Below are 15,675 nucleotides of genomic sequence, written 5' to 3' on the forward strand. Positions count from 1 at the left end.
CTTCCTGTTACTTCCAGCCCTTGAGGAGCTTGCGGTAGGAGTCGCCGGTCGTCTTGACGGCCTTCTCCGGCGAGGTCTGGCCGGTGAGGACCTTGGTGTACTCGGTGACGAGCGGGGCGAAGAGGCTGCCGGTCTCCGGGATCCAGGGGCGCTCGACGGCGGTCTCGACGACGGGCTTGAAGAAGCCGACGATCTCGTTGTCGACGACGTCCTGCCGGGCGTAGGCGGAGGTGCGGGTCGGCAGGAGGCTCAGTTCCTTGGTGACCTTGGCCTGGGTCTCCGCGGACGTCATGTAGTCGACGAAGGCGTAGGAGGCGTCGAGGTTCTTGGAGCCCGCGTAGACGGCGAGGTTGTGACCGCCCTGCGGGGCGCCCTGCGCGGCGGAGCCGGCCGGGACCGGGGCGATGCCCAGGTTGGCCTTGTCCTTGAACTCCTTGCCGGAGTAGGTGTCGGCGACGGCCCAGGGGCCGTTGATCATCATGGCGACCTTGCCGTCCTTGAAGGACGCCTGCATGTTCTCCCAGCCGTCCGTGGCATCGGTCTTGGCGGCACCCGAGTCGACGAGGTCCTTGACGACCTTCATCGCCTTGACGCCCTCGGGGTTGTCGATGGTGACGGACTTGGTGGAGGCGTCGACCATGTCGCCGCCCTCGCCGTACAGGAAGGAGAGGAACCAGTAGGCGTCGTCGCCGCGCAGGTACATACCGGTCTTGCCGGTCTTGTCCTTGATCTTCTTGGAGACGGTCTTCAGCTCGTCGACGGTCTCGGGGACCTCGACACCGGCCTCCTTGAAGATCTTCTTGTTGTAGAAGATGCCCATGGAGTCGATGACCTGCGGCACCGCGTACGTCTTGTCCTTGTACTTGGTGGACGCGGCGGCCTGCTTCAGGAAGTCGTCCGAGTTCTTCAGCGCGGCGGTGTCGTCGAGCGGGGCGAGGTAGCCGAGGTCGGCGAACTCGGGGGTCCAGGCGACCTCGGAGCGGATGACGTCGGGGGCGTCGGAGCCGGCCTGGGCCGCGTTCTTGAACTTGTTCTGCGCGTCGCCGAAGGGGACGTTGACGTACTTGACGTGGACCTTCGGGTGCTTCTTGGTGAAGTCCTCGGCGATCTTCTTGAAGACCTTGTCCTCGCTGCCCGCGGTGGAGGTGTCCCACCACGTCACCGTGCCGGAGAGCTCGCCCGAGCTCTTGCTCGTGCCGTCGGACTCGCTGTCGCTGCCGCAGGCGGTCGCCGCGAGCGCCAGGGCCGCGACCAGGGCGGTGGCCGTTATGCCACGTCGCATCTGAACTCCTTCAACTGCCGTACCGCTCCGTCGCGGCGCCGGGTCGACGAGAACGTAACAAGGATGAAAGAACGCCGAAAGAGTTTGCGGAAGATTTCTGCAAGAGCCGACGATCGTTACATTCGCGTGTCCTCACGGTTGCCGTCAAGCCTCTTGACGCCCGGCGTCGCTCCCTGGCAGCAGCAGGCCACAGCCCGCAACCCGCGCGGTGCGACGATCGGACCGCTGTCCGCGAACCCGGTCCGCAAGAGCTTGCAAGAGGTTGCCGGGAATCCACCGCGGGCCGCCGCAGGAGTGCGGTCGTCCGATTCATGCGCATGGTGGGCAATCCGACATACGCCCGGTACAGTCCACTCCCATGACCGCACGGCTTGCCGATATCGCAACTCAGGCGGGGGTCAGCGAAGCGACGGTCAGCCGCGTACTGAACGGCAAGCCCGGTGTTGCAGCGGCCACCCGCGAATCCGTTCTCGCCGCGCTCGACGTTCTCGGCTACGAACGGCCCGTACGGCTGCGCAGGCGCAGCGCGGGGCTGGTCGGGCTGATCACGCCCGAGCTGGAGAACCCCATCTTTCCCGCCCTGGCCCAGGTGATCGGCCAGGCCTTGACACGGCAGGGCTACACACCGGTACTGGCGACCCAGACCCCCGGCGGCTCCACCGAGGACGAGCTGACCGAGATGCTGGTCGACCGCGGTGTCTCGGGCATCATCTTCGTCTCCGGGCTGCACGCCGACACCTCGGCCGACATGCAGCGCTATGAGCAACTGCGCGCCAAGGGTGTCCCGTTCGTCCTGGTCAACGGCTTCTCGCCCAAGGTCCAGGCACCGTTCATCTCTCCGGACGACCGGGCGGCGATGCGGCTCGCGGTGACGCACCTGGTGTCGCTGGGACATCAGCGGATCGGTCTGGCGGTCGGCCCGAAGCGGTTCGTGCCGGTCCTGCGGAAGATCGAGGGATTCCGCGCCACGATGCAGGAGCAGTTGAACCTCGCGCCGGACGAGGCGGAGGAGCTGATCCAGCATTCGCTGTTCACTCTGGAGGGTGGACAGGCCGCGGCGTCGGCACTGATGGAGCGGGGCTGCACGGCGGTGGTGTGCGCGAGCGACATGATGGCGCTCGGCGCGATCCGGGCCGCCCGCCGGCTGTCGATGGAGGTGCCGCGCGATCTGTCGGTGGTCGGCTACGACGATTCGCCGCTCATAGCGTTCACCGATCCGCCGCTGACCACGATCCGTCAGCCGGTGACGGCGATGGGCCAGGCCGCCGTGCGTACGCTCCTGGAGGAGGTCGGCGGCACGCCCGCCCCGCACAGCGAGTTCGTCTTCATGCCCGAACTGGTCGTTCGCGGTTCAACGGCCGCCGGCCCCGGGCCCGCTCCGGCCGTCACCGCCTGACCCGCCCAGGATCCCACGCCCGTTCCCGGCGCGCAGTTCGGGCCCTCGTTCCCGCCGCTTGTGGTGTGCGGCCCGGACTCGGCCGGAGGATCATCGGGCGGAGGGGCAATTTCTGGCAGACTCTGTGCCTATGGGTGAATTGAGCGTGACGTCACAGGAAGGCCGGTCGGAGGCCACCCCGTCACCCATCGTGGACGAGGCGGCCCCCGCGGCGAACCCGAAGCGGAACACCGGACGGCGCAACAGCGGCCCGGCGAGAATGCGTTCCCTGCGCTGCCCCCGCCGACCGCGCATCTGGTTCGAAGTCCTGCTCGTGGCGGCCAGTTACTGGGTGTACTCGCTGGTGCGCAATGCTGTCCCGGAGCAGCGGACCGCGGCCCTGCGCAACGCCGACTGGATCTGGTCGGCCGAGCGGTACCTGGGCATCGCTGTGGAACAGACGGTCAACCACGCGGTGAATTCAGTGACATGGCTGATCGTCTCGATGAACTACTACTACGCGACACTGCACTTCGTCGTCACCGTCTGCGTGCTGGTGTGGCTGTTCCGCTACCACCCCGGCCGTTACACGGCGGCCAGGCTGGCCCTGTTCGCGACGACCGGTGTGGCGCTGCTCGGTTACTATCTGTATCCGCTGGCGCCGCCCCGTCTGATGAGCGGCGGCCACTTCATCGACACCGTCCTGGTCCATCACACCTGGGGTTCGATGGCCTCGGGCAACTTCAAGAACATGTCGAACCAGTACGCGGCGATGCCTTCGATGCACATCGGCTGGTCGCTCTGGTGCGGCCTGACCGTCTTCGCGCTGGCCTCCGCGCCCTGGGCGCGCATCCTGGCCCTGCTCTACCCGACGCTGACCCTGGTCGTCATCGTGTCGACCGCCAACCACTTCTGGCTGGACGCGCTGGGCGGCATGGCCTGCCTGACCTTCGGTTACGCGGTGTCGTACGCCTGGTACGGCTCGCTGCCGCACCACCTCCCGAAGCGGGTGCCGCTGCCGGGCGGGAGTGCGCGGCTGGCCTGCCTGTCCGCGGGTGCGCCGGTCCGGACGCGGCACCCGGCGGCGGACGCGGCGGCGGGCCGCCGCTGAGGCAGCGCCCGGCCCGCCCGCCCGGCCCGCTCGTCGCCGGGCCCAGGTCCGTCTCCTCCACGGCGGCCAGCAGTTTCGGCCCGCCTCACGCCCCGTAGAACCGCTCCTCCACCACCGCCCGCGCCCGCCGGGTGATCCGCCGGTAGTCGTCCAGCATGTCTCCGACATGCCCCGGCTCGTACCCCAAGTACCGCCCCACCGCGGTGAGTTCACGCGGACCCGACGGGAAGGTGTCGCCCGGCCGGCCGCGTACCAGCATCACCGCGTTGCGCACCCGGGTCGCCAGCACCCACGCCTCGTCCAGCGTAGCCGCGTCCTCGCCGGAGATCAGCTCCGCGGCGCAGGCCGCGGCCAGTGCCTCGCGGGTGCGGGTCGTCCGCAGCCCCGGTTCCGCCCAGCCGTGCTGCATCTGCATCAGCTGGACCGTCCACTCGACATCGCTCAGCCCGCCGCGCCCCAGCTTGGTGTGGAGCGTCGGATCGGCGCCGCGCGGCAGCCGCTCGGACTCCATCCGGGCCTTCAGGCGCCGGATCTCGCGGACCGCGTCCTCGCCCAGGCCCTCCATCGGGTAACGCAGCGGATCGATCAACTCGATGAACTCACGGCCGAGTTCGATGTCGCCCGCGACCGGCTCGGCGCGCAGCAGCGCCTGACTCTCCCAGACCAGCGACCAGCGCCGGTAATAGGCCTCGTACGACGCCAGCGTCCGCACCATCGGTCCGCTCTTGCCCTCCGGGCGCAGATCCGCGTCGATGATCAACGGCGGGTCGGCAGTGGGCAGTTGGAGCAGTCGGCGCATCTCGGAGACCACCGCGTTCGCGGCCCGGGCCGCCTCCTGCTCGTCGACGCCCTCGCGCGGCAAGTGGACGAACAGCACATCGGCGTCGGAGCCGTAGCCGAGCTCGTGGCCGCCGAATCGGCCCATGCCGATGACCGCGAACCGGGTGGGGAGGGTGTCCCCCCACTGCTCGCGCACGGCGGCACGCAGGGCGCCCGCGATCGTGACCGCGTTCAGATCGGTGACCGCGCTGCCCACCCGGTCGACCAGGGCCCCCGGGTCTTCTTCGGCGGGGTTCTCCTCCGTGCCGTACGAGCCGATGAGGTCCGCGGCCGTGGTCCGGAACAGTTCGCGCCGACGTACCGCGCGCACCACCGCGACGGCGGACTCGGCACCGTCCGCGCGCCCCACCGCGGCCAGCACCTCCTGCTCCAGGTGCTCCCGGGTGCGCGGCTTCAGCCCCTGCGGGTCGCCGAGGAGCGCCACCGCCTCCGGGGCGCGCAGCAGCAGGTCGGGGGCGAGCCGGCCGGCCGACAGGACCCGGGCGAGGTTCTCCGCGGCGGCGCCCTCGTCCCGCAGCAGCCGCAGGTACCAGGGGGTCTTGCCGAGGGCGTCGGACACCTTGCGGAATCCGAGCAGCCCGGCGTCCGGGTCCGCGGAGTCGGCGAACCAGCCGAGCAGCACCGGCAGCAGGGTGCGCTGGATGGCGGCCTTGCGGGACACCCCGGACGACAGCGCCTCCAGGTGCCGGAGCGCGGCGGCCGGGTCGGCGTAGCCGAGCGCTTCGAGCCGGTGCCCGGCCGCCTTCGCGCTGAGCCGGGACTCACCGGGCGCGAGCTGGGCGACGGCGTCGAGCAGCGGCCGGTAGAACAGCTTCTCGTGCAGCCGCCGCACCACGGACGCGTGCCGCTTCCACGCCTGGTTGAGCTCGGTGATCGGGTCCGTGCGCATCCCGAGGGAGCGCCCGAGCCGCCGCAGGTCCGGGGCGGACTCCGGGACCAGGTGGGTGCGGCGCAGCCGGTAGAGCTGGATGCGGTGCTCCATGGCGCGCAGGAAGCGGTAGGCGTCGTCCAGTTGGGCGGCGTCCACCCGGCCGACGTAGCCGCCCTCGGCGAGTGCGCGCAGGGCCGCCAGCGTGGTGCCGCTGCGCAGGGTGGCGTCGCTGCGGCCGTGCACCAGCTGGAGGAGCTGTACGGCGAATTCGACGTCCCGCAGCCCGCCGGGGCCGAGCTTGATCTCGCGGTCGACGCGGTCGGCGGGGATGTTGTCGACGACGCGGCGGCGCATCTTCTGCACGTCGGGCACGAAGTTCTCGCGGTCCGCGGCCTGCCAGACGAGCGGCGAGACGGCCTCGACGTACTCCGCGCCGAGCTCGGGGTCGCCGGCCACCGGCCGGGCCTTGAGCAGCGCCTGGAACTCCCAGGTCTTGGCCCAGCGCTGGTAGTACGCGAGGTGCGAGGACAGGGTGCGCACCAGGGGGCCGCTGCGGCCCTCGGGGCGGAGGTTGGCGTCGACGGGCCAGATGGTGCCCTCGACGGTCGTGTCGGAACAGATCCGCATCATGTGTGCGGCCAGCCGGGTGGCGGCCCGCACGGCCGCGCTCTCCTCGAAGCCGTCGATCGGTTCAGCGACGAAGATCACGTCGACGTCGGAGACGTAGTTCAGCTCGTGACCGCCGCACTTGCCCATCGCGATGACGGCGAGCCGGCACTGGGCGGCGTCGGCGGGTGCGGCCGTACGGGCGATGGCGAGCGCCGCCCGCAGGGTCGCGGTGGCCAGGTCGGCCAGTTCGGCGGCGGCCTCGGCGACGTCCGTCGTACCGCACACGTCACGGGCCGCTATGGCCAGCAGGCAGCGGCGGTAGGCGACGCGCAGCGAGTCGGGGTCGTCGGCCCCGGCGAGGCCCTGCTCGAACTCGGCCAGGCCGGGGTGGAGGTCGGCGGCCTCGTAGGTGACGAGGGCCTGCCAGTCGCGGGGGTGGCGGGCGAGGTGGTCGCCGAGCGCCTCGGAGGCCCCCAGCACCCCGAGCAGCCGGTCCCGCAGCGGTTTGGCGGTGACCAGCGTGTCCAGCAGGATCTGGCGCTCGTCCGCCTCCTCGGCCTCCACCAGCCGGGCGAGCCCCCGCAGGGCCAGATCGGGGTCGGCGGTGGCGCCGAGGGCTTCGAGCAGGACCGGGTCGGAGCGTACGGAGGACAGCTCGGGCAGGTCGAGGAGCCGCTCGGCGGCGGAGGGGTCGGTGAAGCCGTGCCGCAGCAGTCGGGTGAACGTGCTGCTCCTGCGCCCCGGCACCGTCGTCATTCCGTGCTCTCCCGCTCGCCGCTCACACACCATTCAGCGTTCCGAGCCTAGCCCCGCTCCGGGGAATCCGGAGCGGGTGTGCGGTCCGCGCTTCGCGGGCACGATCATTTTCAGGAGCAGACCGGGAGGCCCACATGTCCGGATTCGAACCCTACGCCGAGCTGGACGGCGACTACAGCGACAAGAACGCGACGGCCTGCCCGTGGTCGGCGGCCAGGGACCTGCTGACCAGGGCGGAGCTGTACTGGCTGTCCACGGTCCGCCCGGACGGCCGCCCGCATGTCACTCCGCTGATCGGGGTGTGGGCGGACAGCGCGCTGCACTTCGCCACCGGCGCCGAGGAGCGCAAGGCCCGGAACCTGGCCGCCAACCCCGAGGTGGTGCTGACGACCGGCAACAACACCATGTCGGAGGGGCTCGACGTGGTGGTCGAGGGCCGGGCGGAACGGGTGACGGACGAGGACCGGCTGAAGCTGCTGGCCACGGCCTGGGAGGCGAAGTACGGCCCGGAGTGGCACTTCGACGTCCGGGCCGGCACGTTCGTGAACGCGGGGCACTCGGCGCTGGTGTTCCAGGTGCGCCCCCGCAAGGCCTTCGGCTTCGGCAAGGGCGCCCGCTACAGCCAGACGCGGTGGCGGTTCAGCTGACCGTGTCGCCCCCGCGAGGGGCGGCCGGGCCGGGTCTGGTGGCGATGACGACGGTCGCGTAGAGCTCCTCGGAGCGGACCACACGCGGGATCAGGCCGCTGCGGGCGACGGTCTCCTCGGCCCGTGCCGCCTGCCGTTCGCTCGTCTCGACCAGCAGATGCCCGCCCGGTGCCAGCCATCGCGGGGCCTCGGCGGTGACCCGTCGCAGGACGTCGAGACCGTCGAGGCCGCCGTCGAGCGCCACCCGCGGTTCATGGATACGGGCCTCCGGGGGGAGCAGCTCGACGTCGTCCGTGGGCACGTACGGCACATTGGCGAGCAGGATCTCCACCCGGCCGCGCAGCGATCCGGGCAGCGGCCCGAAGAGGTCGCCCTCGTACACCTCGCCCGCCTCGCCGATGTTGCGGCGGGCGTACCGCACGGCGGCGGGTTCGACGTCCGCGGCGTGCAGTTCGACCCGGCCCCGTCTCGCGGCGAGCGCGGCGCCGAGCGCTCCCGAACCGCAGCAGAGGTCGACGACGACCGCTCCGGGCCCGGCGAGGGCGGCGGCCTGCCGGACCAGGAACTCGGTGCGGCGGCGGGGTACGAAGACGCCGGGGCCGACGGCGATCCGCAGACCGCCGAACTCGGCCCAGCCGAGGACGTGTTCCAGGGGGAGGCCGGCGATACGCCGTTCGACCATGGCGGCGACTTCGGCGGGGCCGGTGGCCGTGGAGAAGATGAGTTCCGCCTCGTCCTCGGCGAATACGCAGCCTGCGGCGCGGAGGGTGGTGACGACGGTGGAGACGGCGAGCGGTGTGGTGGGAACCGGCATGAGCGGAGCCTTTCGGAGAAGCCGATGGGCGCTCCGCAGCCGCACAGACCCTATGTCGGGTCGACCACGCGGTCGCGAGGGATGAGCACCCAGCCTGATACAGCGGTAATGGGTCTCACCTCCTCGGTCGGTCCCCGTGCGGGGATGCGTCACACTACACCGGTCGCCGGACGGGCACCGGCCCGCCTCCCCACTCAGCGCGCGGGCCCCGCCACCGCCACCGGTGACGACCCTCCCTCCACGGCCACGCGGGGCGTTCCCGTCCCGTCCGCCGGGACGGTCCAGACGTCGCTCCCCCGGCCCGACCCGCCCGGCAGCGCGTAGGCGAGCGTGTCGTCGTCCACCCAGGCAGCCTGGTCGTCGACGCTGTGCTGTTCCGCGAGCGGGGTCTCGCGCATGGTCCGCAGGTCGAGTACGTACAGCCGCCAGGGCGCCGCCGCGTCGTCGGAGACCTTCTTCTTGAAGGCGAGCCGGGTGTTGTCGGGCGACAGGGAGGGGCACTCGACGTTCTGCCGCAGCGCCTTCGCCGTCCAGTCCCGCATGTTCCCCTCGACGAGGTAGGTGCGGCCCTTGGTGGAGACGGTCGCGTAGAAGCGGTTGTCGTCGCGGGCGAAGGTCACGCCCCAGTAGTTGACGTCGGGGGCGTGGTAACGGGCGCCGTCGATGGTGAGCTGGATGTTCTCGATGGACTTGATGAGGTAGCCGGTGCGCAGATCGAGGATGGCGGTGCGGGTGGAGAAGGAGGTGGTGGCGTACGAGTCGCCGGTCGCGAACACCGTCCAGGACAGCATCCGTCCGGAGGCGGAGACCCGGGCGCGGGTGGGCACGCCCGGCACGATGATCCGGCGTTTCTCGCGCAACTGCCGGTCGAGGACGATCGCGTACGTCTTCGGCAGCACCCCGGGCCTGGCGCGCAGACAGAGCGCGCCGTCCTCGGAGGCGTAGAACCGGTCGCAGGTGGGCCCGCCGGTGGTGCGGGCCGCGGAGGTACGGGCGCCCGCGGTACGGACTCCGGGGGCGCCGGCCAGCGGCTGACGGGCGACGCGTCCGCTGGCCGTGTCGCGGAAGTACAGCGCGGGCCCGGTGAGGGCGAACGAGGCGTCGGCCTCGGTCCGTTCGCCCTTCGTCCGCTGCTGCGCGTGCATCACGTACCCGACGGAACCGCCCGCGAGGAGCAGCACCGCGGCCACCACGACGGCGATCCGGGCCCGGGGGCCCAGCGGGTTCGCGGTTCCGGGGAACCTGGCACTCATGCGGTCCGCCTTTCGGGGATCTGGGCTCCCGGCTCTTCGGGAGCGGGGGCGCCGGACGGGTTGCGCGGCAGCAGCGCCCAGCCGCCCGCGAGGGCGAGAAGCAGGGCCGAGACCGCCGCCCACAGTGCGGGGCCGGGCCCCCACAGGGTCCAGGCGGCGCCGAAGCCCGCCGCGGCGAGCATCCGGGCCAGCGCCTGACCGGTCTGGAGCACGGCGAGTCCGCCCGCCCGGCCGTCGGCGGGCAGCACGGGTCCGGCGAGGGCCATCAGCACTCCGTCGGTGGTGGCGTAGAAGACGCCGAGCAGTGCGAGGACGGGCACCAGGAGCAGCAGGGCCGGTCCGCCGACGGGGGCGAGGAGCGTGGCGTACACGCCGAGCAGCGCGAGGTGTCCGTACAGGAACGGCAGCCGCCGGCCGACCCGGTCGGCGATCCGGCCTGCCGGGACGGCCAGCAGCAGGTAGCAGGCGGCGGCGCCGAGCGGCAGCAGCGGGAACCAGCTGACGGGGAGGTCGAGCCGGCGCTGGAGCAGGAGGTAGACGAAGGCGTCGCCGACGGTGGCGGCACCGAGCAGGGAGGCGGCCGCGAGGATCCGCCGGAAGGCGGGGTCGCAAAGTGCCGTGAAAGCCTTGCGTCTGCGGGGCGCCTGGATCGGGGGTGCCGGTGCCGGCTGGTGCCCGGGGACGTACAGGACGAGGAGCAGCACCCCGAGCAGGCCGACGCAGAAGCTGACGACGAACACCGCGTCGTAGGCGTCGGCGGTCGCCCAGAGCAGGGCGAACGCGGCGAGCGGGCCGAGCAGGGCGCCCGTGGTGTCCATCGCCCGGTGCACGCCGAAGGAGCGGCCGAGCGCCTCGGGCGGGCTGCTCAGGGTGATCAGCGCGTCGCGGGGTGCCGTGCGGATGCCCTTGCCGACCCGGTCGGTGGCGAGGGCGGCCGCGATCCCGGCGGTGGCACCGCCCGCGAGCAGCAGGCCGATCCGGGAGAGGGCGGAGAGGGCGTAGCCGAGCCCGGCGACCCGTTTGTGGCCGCGGCCGCGGTCGGCGGCGTACCCGCCGAGCAGCCGTACGACGGCGGCGGCGCCGTTGAACAGGCCGTCCAGGAAGCCGAATTGGAGGGGTGAGAGACCGAGTCCGAGGACGAGGTAGAGCGGCAGCACCGCGGTGACCATCTCGGAGGAGATGTCGGTGACGAGGCTGACCGCGCCGAGTGCGAGGACGGTGCCGGGGACCCGCCGGCCCGCCCCGCCGGTGCGGGGCGGGGCCGGCGTGTCCCGGCGGCCTGTGGTCGCCAGGTACATCAGTGGCAGGTGTACTTCGGGCTGGTGTCCTTGTTCTTGCCGTCGGTGCCGACGTAGTTCCAGCTGTAGCCGGAGTCGGTGAAGTCCATCTTCAGGACGCCGTATTCGCCGCTGATCCGCTTCTGGCTGTTGGGCTGGACCTCTTCGATGGGGTAGGGCTCGGCGCCGCCCATCCCGCCGACGATCTCGGTGATCCCGTCGGCGACGGCCTTCCCGTCGGGGTTCTGCGGGGCGAACCGCTCGTAGTGGTGGTCGTGTCCGTTGAGCACGAGGTCGGCCTTGGCCCCGTAGAGGATCTTCCAGACCGGCCTGCTGACCGGGTCGTTGCCGTGTCCGCCCGAGGAGTACAGCGGGTGGTGCCAGTAGGCGGCGATGCACGCCTTGCTGTTCTTGGCGAGGTCGGCCTTGAGCCAGTCGATCTGCGCGCTCTGGTCGAAGGAGTTGGAGTCGAGGGCGATGAAGTGCCAGTTGCCCTCGTCGTAGCTGTAGTAGCTCTTGCCCTGGGGGTACGCGATGGCCCCGAAGTACGCCTTGTAGCCGGCCAGCGCCCCGGCCGGGTCGTACGTTTCGTGGTTGCCGGGCACCGGGCGCGTCTTGTCCTTGAAGGCGCCCCAGGTCTTGTCGTAGTAGGCGCGGAAGTCGGCGATCCGGGCGTCGTCGTACTGGTTGTCGCCCATCGTCAGATAGAACTTCGGGTTGATCTTCTGGGCCAGCGCCGCGGTCTTGGGGTGGGCGCAGTCGCTGTCGGACGCGGTGCACTGGGCTGCGATGTCACCGGCGGCGACCGCGGTGAAGGCGCCGGTCTGCGGGAGCTCGCTGCCGGGGGTGCCGTACACCTCCACCTCGTAGAGCGAGTACCCGTAGGCGGTGCCGCGCGCGGTGCCGTACACGCGCAGGTAGCGGCCCTTGCCGGAGAGGGAGGCCCAGTCGTCGGTGCCGCCGTTCCCGGCCGTCTCGTCGGCGAGCCGGGTCCAGCTGGTGCCGTCGGCGGAGATCTCGATCCGGTACGCCTTGGCGTACGCGTCCTCCCAGCTCAGCTTGACCCGCGTGACCTCGGCACCGGCGCCGAGGTCGACGCTCAGCCACTGCGGGTCCTTGCCCTCGACGCTCGCCCAGCGGGTGGCCGGGTCGCCGTCGAAGGCGTTCTGCGCTCCGAAGCCGGAGCCTTCGTCGGAGGAGGAGGTGGCGGTCCTGCCGCGCGAGATGAGGGGGTCGGCGGCGGCCCCGGCCCGTTCGGGGTAGGCGAGCAACAGGCCGCCGATGAGGACGAGTACGGCGGCGAGGACCACGCCCACCGTACGGCGCCGCGTGGGCGTGAGGAGCAAAGCTGAGCCGTTCGGATGCATCCCTGGACTCCTGGCCTTGTGGGGGTGGCGAGAGCTGTGCATCGGTACGTGTGACCCCGCACTCCCGAGTACAGGCAAGTGGCGGGGACCCGGTGGCCGGGCCAGAGCTCTCACTGAGCGCGTCATGCCCGCACGACGGACACCGCGCCAGGCCACCGCCGGGAATGCTAGCGAACAGTAAACTTTCCTACCAGTCCCCCAACTTGCTTCATTCCACGCTCTGTTCGGTACTCCGTTCGACTCTTGCCGACGGCTGGACGCGATCCGGGCCGGAGGCATGCCGCCTCCGGCCCGGATCGTCGTCGCGTCGCCGCGAAGTGGCTACAGCACCGGCAGCAGTGCCTTCAGCTCGAAGGCGGTGACCTCGCTGCGGTACTCCTCCCACTCCTGCTTCTTGTTGCGCAGGAAGAAGTCGAAGACGTGCTCGCCGAGCGTCTCGGCGACCAGTTCGCTCTTCTCCATCAGCGCGATCGCCTCGCCCAGGTTCTGCGGCAGCGGCTCGATGCCCATCGCGCGGCGCTCCGCGTCGGACAGCGCCCAGACGTCGTCGTCGGCGCCGGCCGGGAGTTCGTAGCCTTCCTCGATGCCCTTGAGGCCCGCGGCGAGGAGCACCGCGTACGTCAGGTAGGGGTTGGCGCCGGAGTCGATGGAGCGGACCTCCACCCGGGCGGAGCCGGTCTTGCCGGGCTTGTACATCGGGACGCGGATGAGCGCGGAGCGGTTGTTGTGGCCCCAGCAGATGTACGAGGGGGCCTCTCCGCCGGCTCCAGCGGCGCGGGAGGAGCCGCCCCAGATGCGCTTGTAGGAGTTGACCCACTGGTTGGTGACGGCGGAGATCTCCGCCGCGTGGGTGAGCAGGCCGGCGATGAAGGAGCGGCCGACCTTGGAGAGCTGGTACTCGGCGCCCGACTCGTAGAAGGCGTTGCGGTCGCCCTCGAAGAGGGAGAGGTGGGTGTGCATGCCCGAGCCGGGGTACTCGGAGAACGGCTTCGGCATGAACGTCGCCTGCACGCCCTGTTCCAGCGCGACCTGCTTCATCACCAGGCGGAAGGTCATGATGTTGTCGGCGGTGGAGAGCGCGTCCGCGTACCGCAGGTCGATCTCCTGCTGGCCGGGGGCGCCCTCGTGGTGGCTGAACTCGACCGAGATGCCCATGGATTCGAGCATGGTGATCGCCTGGCGGCGGAAGTCCATGCCGACGTTCTGCGGGGTGTGGTCGAAGTAGCCGGAGCTGTCGGCCGGGGTGGGGCGGCTGCCGTCCACCGGCTTGTCCTTCAGCAGGAAGAACTCGATCTCCGGGTGGGTGTAGAAGGTGAAGCCCAGGTCGGAGGTCTTGGCGAGGATGCGCTTGAGGACATAGCGCGGGTCGGCGAAGGACGGCGAGCCGTCGGGCATGAGGATGTCGCAGAACATCCGGGCCGTGCCGGGGGCCTCCGCGCGCCACGGAAGGATCTGGAACGTGCCCGGGTCCGGCTTGGCGATCATGTCGGATTCGTACACCCGGGCGAAGCCCTCGATGGCCGAGCCGTCGAAGCCGATGCCCTCGTCGAACGCCTGTTCCAGCTCGGCGGGGGCCACGGCGACGGATTTGAGGTAGCCGAGGACATCGGTGAACCACAGCCGTACGAAGCGGATGTCGCGCTCCTCAAGCGTCCTGAGGACGAATTCCTGCTGCTTGTCCATAGCCACATCCTTGCAGTTCAGACGGTCCGTGCACCACCGCCCGGGGTAGGGGAGAAGCTCCAGTATCACGACCCGGGATTTCACCCAGATTACGCACACGAAGTGAGATGGAGCACTCGGCCACCCACTACGATCGGCGGCCATGGCGCACCGGGGGTGGAGCGGCTTCGCGACGGCCCCGCGCACGCCGGTTCTCCCAGGGTCTCCCCTTCGGATCCGGCCGGATCCGAATGTAAGGGCCCCGGTCTCCCGCCAGCCGTTCCCGCCCCTTCCCAGAAGGACCTGACGACATGAGCTTCGACCCCAGGACCCCCATGGTTCGGCAGCACGACACCCACCGCGCGCGGCAGCGCCGCGACCGTGCCCTGGCCATAAGCCTGAGCGTGCTCGTCGTCGTGGGCCTGGTCGGCTTCGGCTCCTACATGGTGCTGGAGAAGTCCGAGGCGTCCGAGCTGAAGCGGGCCGCCCCGACGGCGGACGCCAAGGCGCCCTCGGCGGAGCAGAAGAAGCCCGCCGACGGGTCGATCGCGGGGCTGCGGACGTGGGACGCGACGAAGCTGACCCGCAACCACGTCACCGGGACCGTCGCGTACCCGATGAAGCCGCCGGTCGGCGGTGACCACAACCCCGTATGGATGAATTGCGACGGCGAGGTGTACACCAAGGCCCTGCCCGATGTGAACGCCGTGCACTCGCTGGAGCACGGATCGGTGTGGGTGACGTACACGGACAAGGCCCCGGAGGCCGATGTGGCGAAGCTCGCCGAGCGGGTCGGCCGGACGCCGTACTCGCTGATGAGTCCGTACGAGGGCCAGTCCGGGGCGATCATGCTGACCGCCTGGGGCAAGCAGGTGACGGTGGACGGCGCCGACGACCCGCGGGTCGACCAGTTCTTCTCGCAGTTCGTGCAGGGGCCGCAGACGCCCGAGCCCGGTGCGACCTGCACGGGCGGGCTGGGGGCGCAGTGACCGGTGTGAAACGTGTCCGGCGCGTGCGGTGGGCGGCCGGCTCCGCCGTGGCGCTCGCGCTGCTGGTCGCGGGGGTGGCGACGGTCGCCTCCGCGCGCGAGGGCGGGAGCGGGGCGGACCGTGCCGCGGCCGCGCCGCGCACGCCCGCGGTGGAATCGGCGGACGCCGGGTTCGCCCGCGACATGGCGGTCCACCACCAGCAGGCCGTGGAGATGTCCTTCATCGTGCGTGACCGTACGAAGGACGAGGAGGTGCGCCGGCTCGCGTACGACATCGCCAATACGCAGGCCAATCAGCGCGGCATGCTGCTCGGCTGGCTGGACCTGTGGGAGCTGCCGAAGGTGGCCGCCGGACAGGAGCCGATGGGCTGGATGGCGGCCGGGCACGCAGGGCACTCGATGAAAGGCATGGACGGGATGAAAGGCATGGGGACCGGCTACCGGGCCCATGACGGCTCCCTCATGCCCGGCATGGCCACCAGGACCGAGCTGAACCGGCTCCGTTCGGCGAGCGGCAGAGCGGCCGAGGTGCTGTACCTCCGGCTGATGACCGCGCACCACAAGGGCGGCGTCGACATGGCCCGCGGCTGCGCCGGGCTGTGCACGGTGCCGGCGGAGAAGCGGCTCGCCCGGGGAATGGTCGAGGCCCAGCAGTCGGAGCTGGACGCGATGGCCCAGATGCTGGCGGCGCGAGGCGCCGGACCCCGGTCCTGAAAGATTCCCTCCGGGCCGCAGGTGCACCCGAACGGGTGACAGCGGTCGCGTCCCCCGAACGGGCCCATGACGATGGGTTCGCTCGGGGTCGTACAGCATGCCCATCGGC

12 protein-coding genes are annotated in these 15,675 nt (G+C 71.0%); 5 read left to right on the forward strand and 7 right to left on the reverse strand.

All coding sequences use genetic code 11. From position 1 onward, the window contains the following. Window positions 1-7 precede the first annotated feature (7 nt). Window positions 8-1,282, reverse strand: coding sequence for an extracellular solute-binding protein (locus BT364_RS02215; protein WP_072483334.1), 1,275 nt, complete (start codon window positions 1,280-1,282; stop codon window positions 8-10). 358 nt (window positions 1,283-1,640) lie between these two features. Here BT364_RS02215 and BT364_RS02220 point away from each other — a divergent pair, with 358 nt between their 5' ends. Both BT364_RS02220 and BT364_RS02225 read left to right on the forward strand, forming a co-directional pair. Next, on the forward strand, window positions 1,641-2,678 hold the full coding sequence (locus BT364_RS02220; protein ID WP_072483335.1) for a LacI family DNA-binding transcriptional regulator: 1,038 nt from the start codon (window positions 1,641-1,643) through the stop codon (window positions 2,676-2,678). Between the two features lie 130 nt (window positions 2,679-2,808). Next, the gene (locus BT364_RS02225; protein WP_107408146.1) at window positions 2,809-3,768 is read left to right on the forward strand and encodes a phosphatase PAP2 family protein; all 960 of its coding nucleotides are present in this window, start codon (window positions 2,809-2,811) and stop codon (window positions 3,766-3,768) included. 85 nt (window positions 3,769-3,853) lie between these two features. Here the strand turns inward: BT364_RS02225 and BT364_RS02230 are convergent, their stop codons facing one another. Beyond that, a complete protein-coding gene (locus BT364_RS02230) occupies window positions 3,854-6,844 on the reverse strand; it encodes a bifunctional [glutamine synthetase] adenylyltransferase/[glutamine synthetase]-adenylyl-L-tyrosine phosphorylase (protein ID WP_072483337.1) in 2,991 nt (996 codons plus the stop codon). A 134-nt stretch (window positions 6,845-6,978) separates the two neighbouring features. Here BT364_RS02230 and BT364_RS02235 point away from each other — a divergent pair, with 134 nt between their 5' ends. Next, window positions 6,979-7,491 carry a pyridoxamine 5'-phosphate oxidase family protein gene (locus BT364_RS02235; protein ID WP_072483338.1) on the forward strand — a complete coding sequence of 171 codons (513 nt, stop codon included), beginning with the start codon at window positions 6,979-6,981 and terminating at the stop codon, window positions 7,489-7,491. On the opposite strand, the gene BT364_RS02240 is transcribed toward BT364_RS02235, so the two are convergent. From BT364_RS02240 to glnA, 5 genes are all read right to left on the reverse strand, one after another. After that, window positions 7,484-8,305 carry a putative protein N(5)-glutamine methyltransferase gene (locus BT364_RS02240; RefSeq protein WP_072483339.1) on the reverse strand — a complete coding sequence of 274 codons (822 nt, stop codon included), beginning with the start codon at window positions 8,303-8,305 and terminating at the stop codon, window positions 7,484-7,486. The genes BT364_RS02235 and BT364_RS02240 overlap by 8 nt on opposite strands. A gap of 194 nt (window positions 8,306-8,499) precedes the next feature. After that, complete coding sequence (locus BT364_RS02245) at window positions 8,500-9,558, reverse strand: TolB family protein (RefSeq protein WP_072483340.1); 1,059 nt, start codon at window positions 9,556-9,558, stop codon at window positions 8,500-8,502. Further along, window positions 9,555-10,856 carry an MFS transporter gene (locus BT364_RS02250; RefSeq protein WP_072483341.1) on the reverse strand — a complete coding sequence of 434 codons (1,302 nt, stop codon included), beginning with the start codon at window positions 10,854-10,856 and terminating at the stop codon, window positions 9,555-9,557. The genes BT364_RS02245 and BT364_RS02250 overlap by 4 nt, the downstream gene beginning before the upstream one ends. Beyond that, entirely contained in the window at window positions 10,856-12,202 is a 1,347-nt protein-coding gene (locus tag BT364_RS02255; RefSeq protein WP_072483342.1) for a discoidin domain-containing protein, read from the reverse strand. Before BT364_RS02255 ends, BT364_RS02250 begins: the two co-directional genes overlap by 1 nt. Window positions 12,203-12,523: 321 nt before the next feature. Next, a complete protein-coding gene (glnA, locus tag BT364_RS02260) occupies window positions 12,524-13,885 on the reverse strand; it encodes a type I glutamate--ammonia ligase (protein ID WP_072483343.1) in 1,362 nt (453 codons plus the stop codon). A gap of 290 nt (window positions 13,886-14,175) precedes the next feature. Here glnA and BT364_RS02265 point away from each other — a divergent pair, with 290 nt between their 5' ends. Both BT364_RS02265 and BT364_RS02270 read left to right on the forward strand, forming a co-directional pair. Beyond that, complete coding sequence (locus tag BT364_RS02265) at window positions 14,176-14,853, forward strand: DUF3105 domain-containing protein (protein ID WP_072483344.1); 678 nt, start codon at window positions 14,176-14,178, stop codon at window positions 14,851-14,853. A 23-nt stretch (window positions 14,854-14,876) separates the two neighbouring features. Beyond that, on the forward strand, window positions 14,877-15,566 hold the full coding sequence (locus tag BT364_RS02270; protein ID WP_079179306.1) for a DUF305 domain-containing protein: 690 nt from the start codon (window positions 14,877-14,879) through the stop codon (window positions 15,564-15,566). Window positions 15,567-15,675 lie beyond the last annotated feature (109 nt).

The sequence above is a fragment of the Streptomyces atratus genome (assembly GCF_900119365.1).
Lineage (GTDB): Bacteria > Actinomycetota > Actinomycetes > Streptomycetales > Streptomycetaceae > Streptomyces > Streptomyces atratus_B.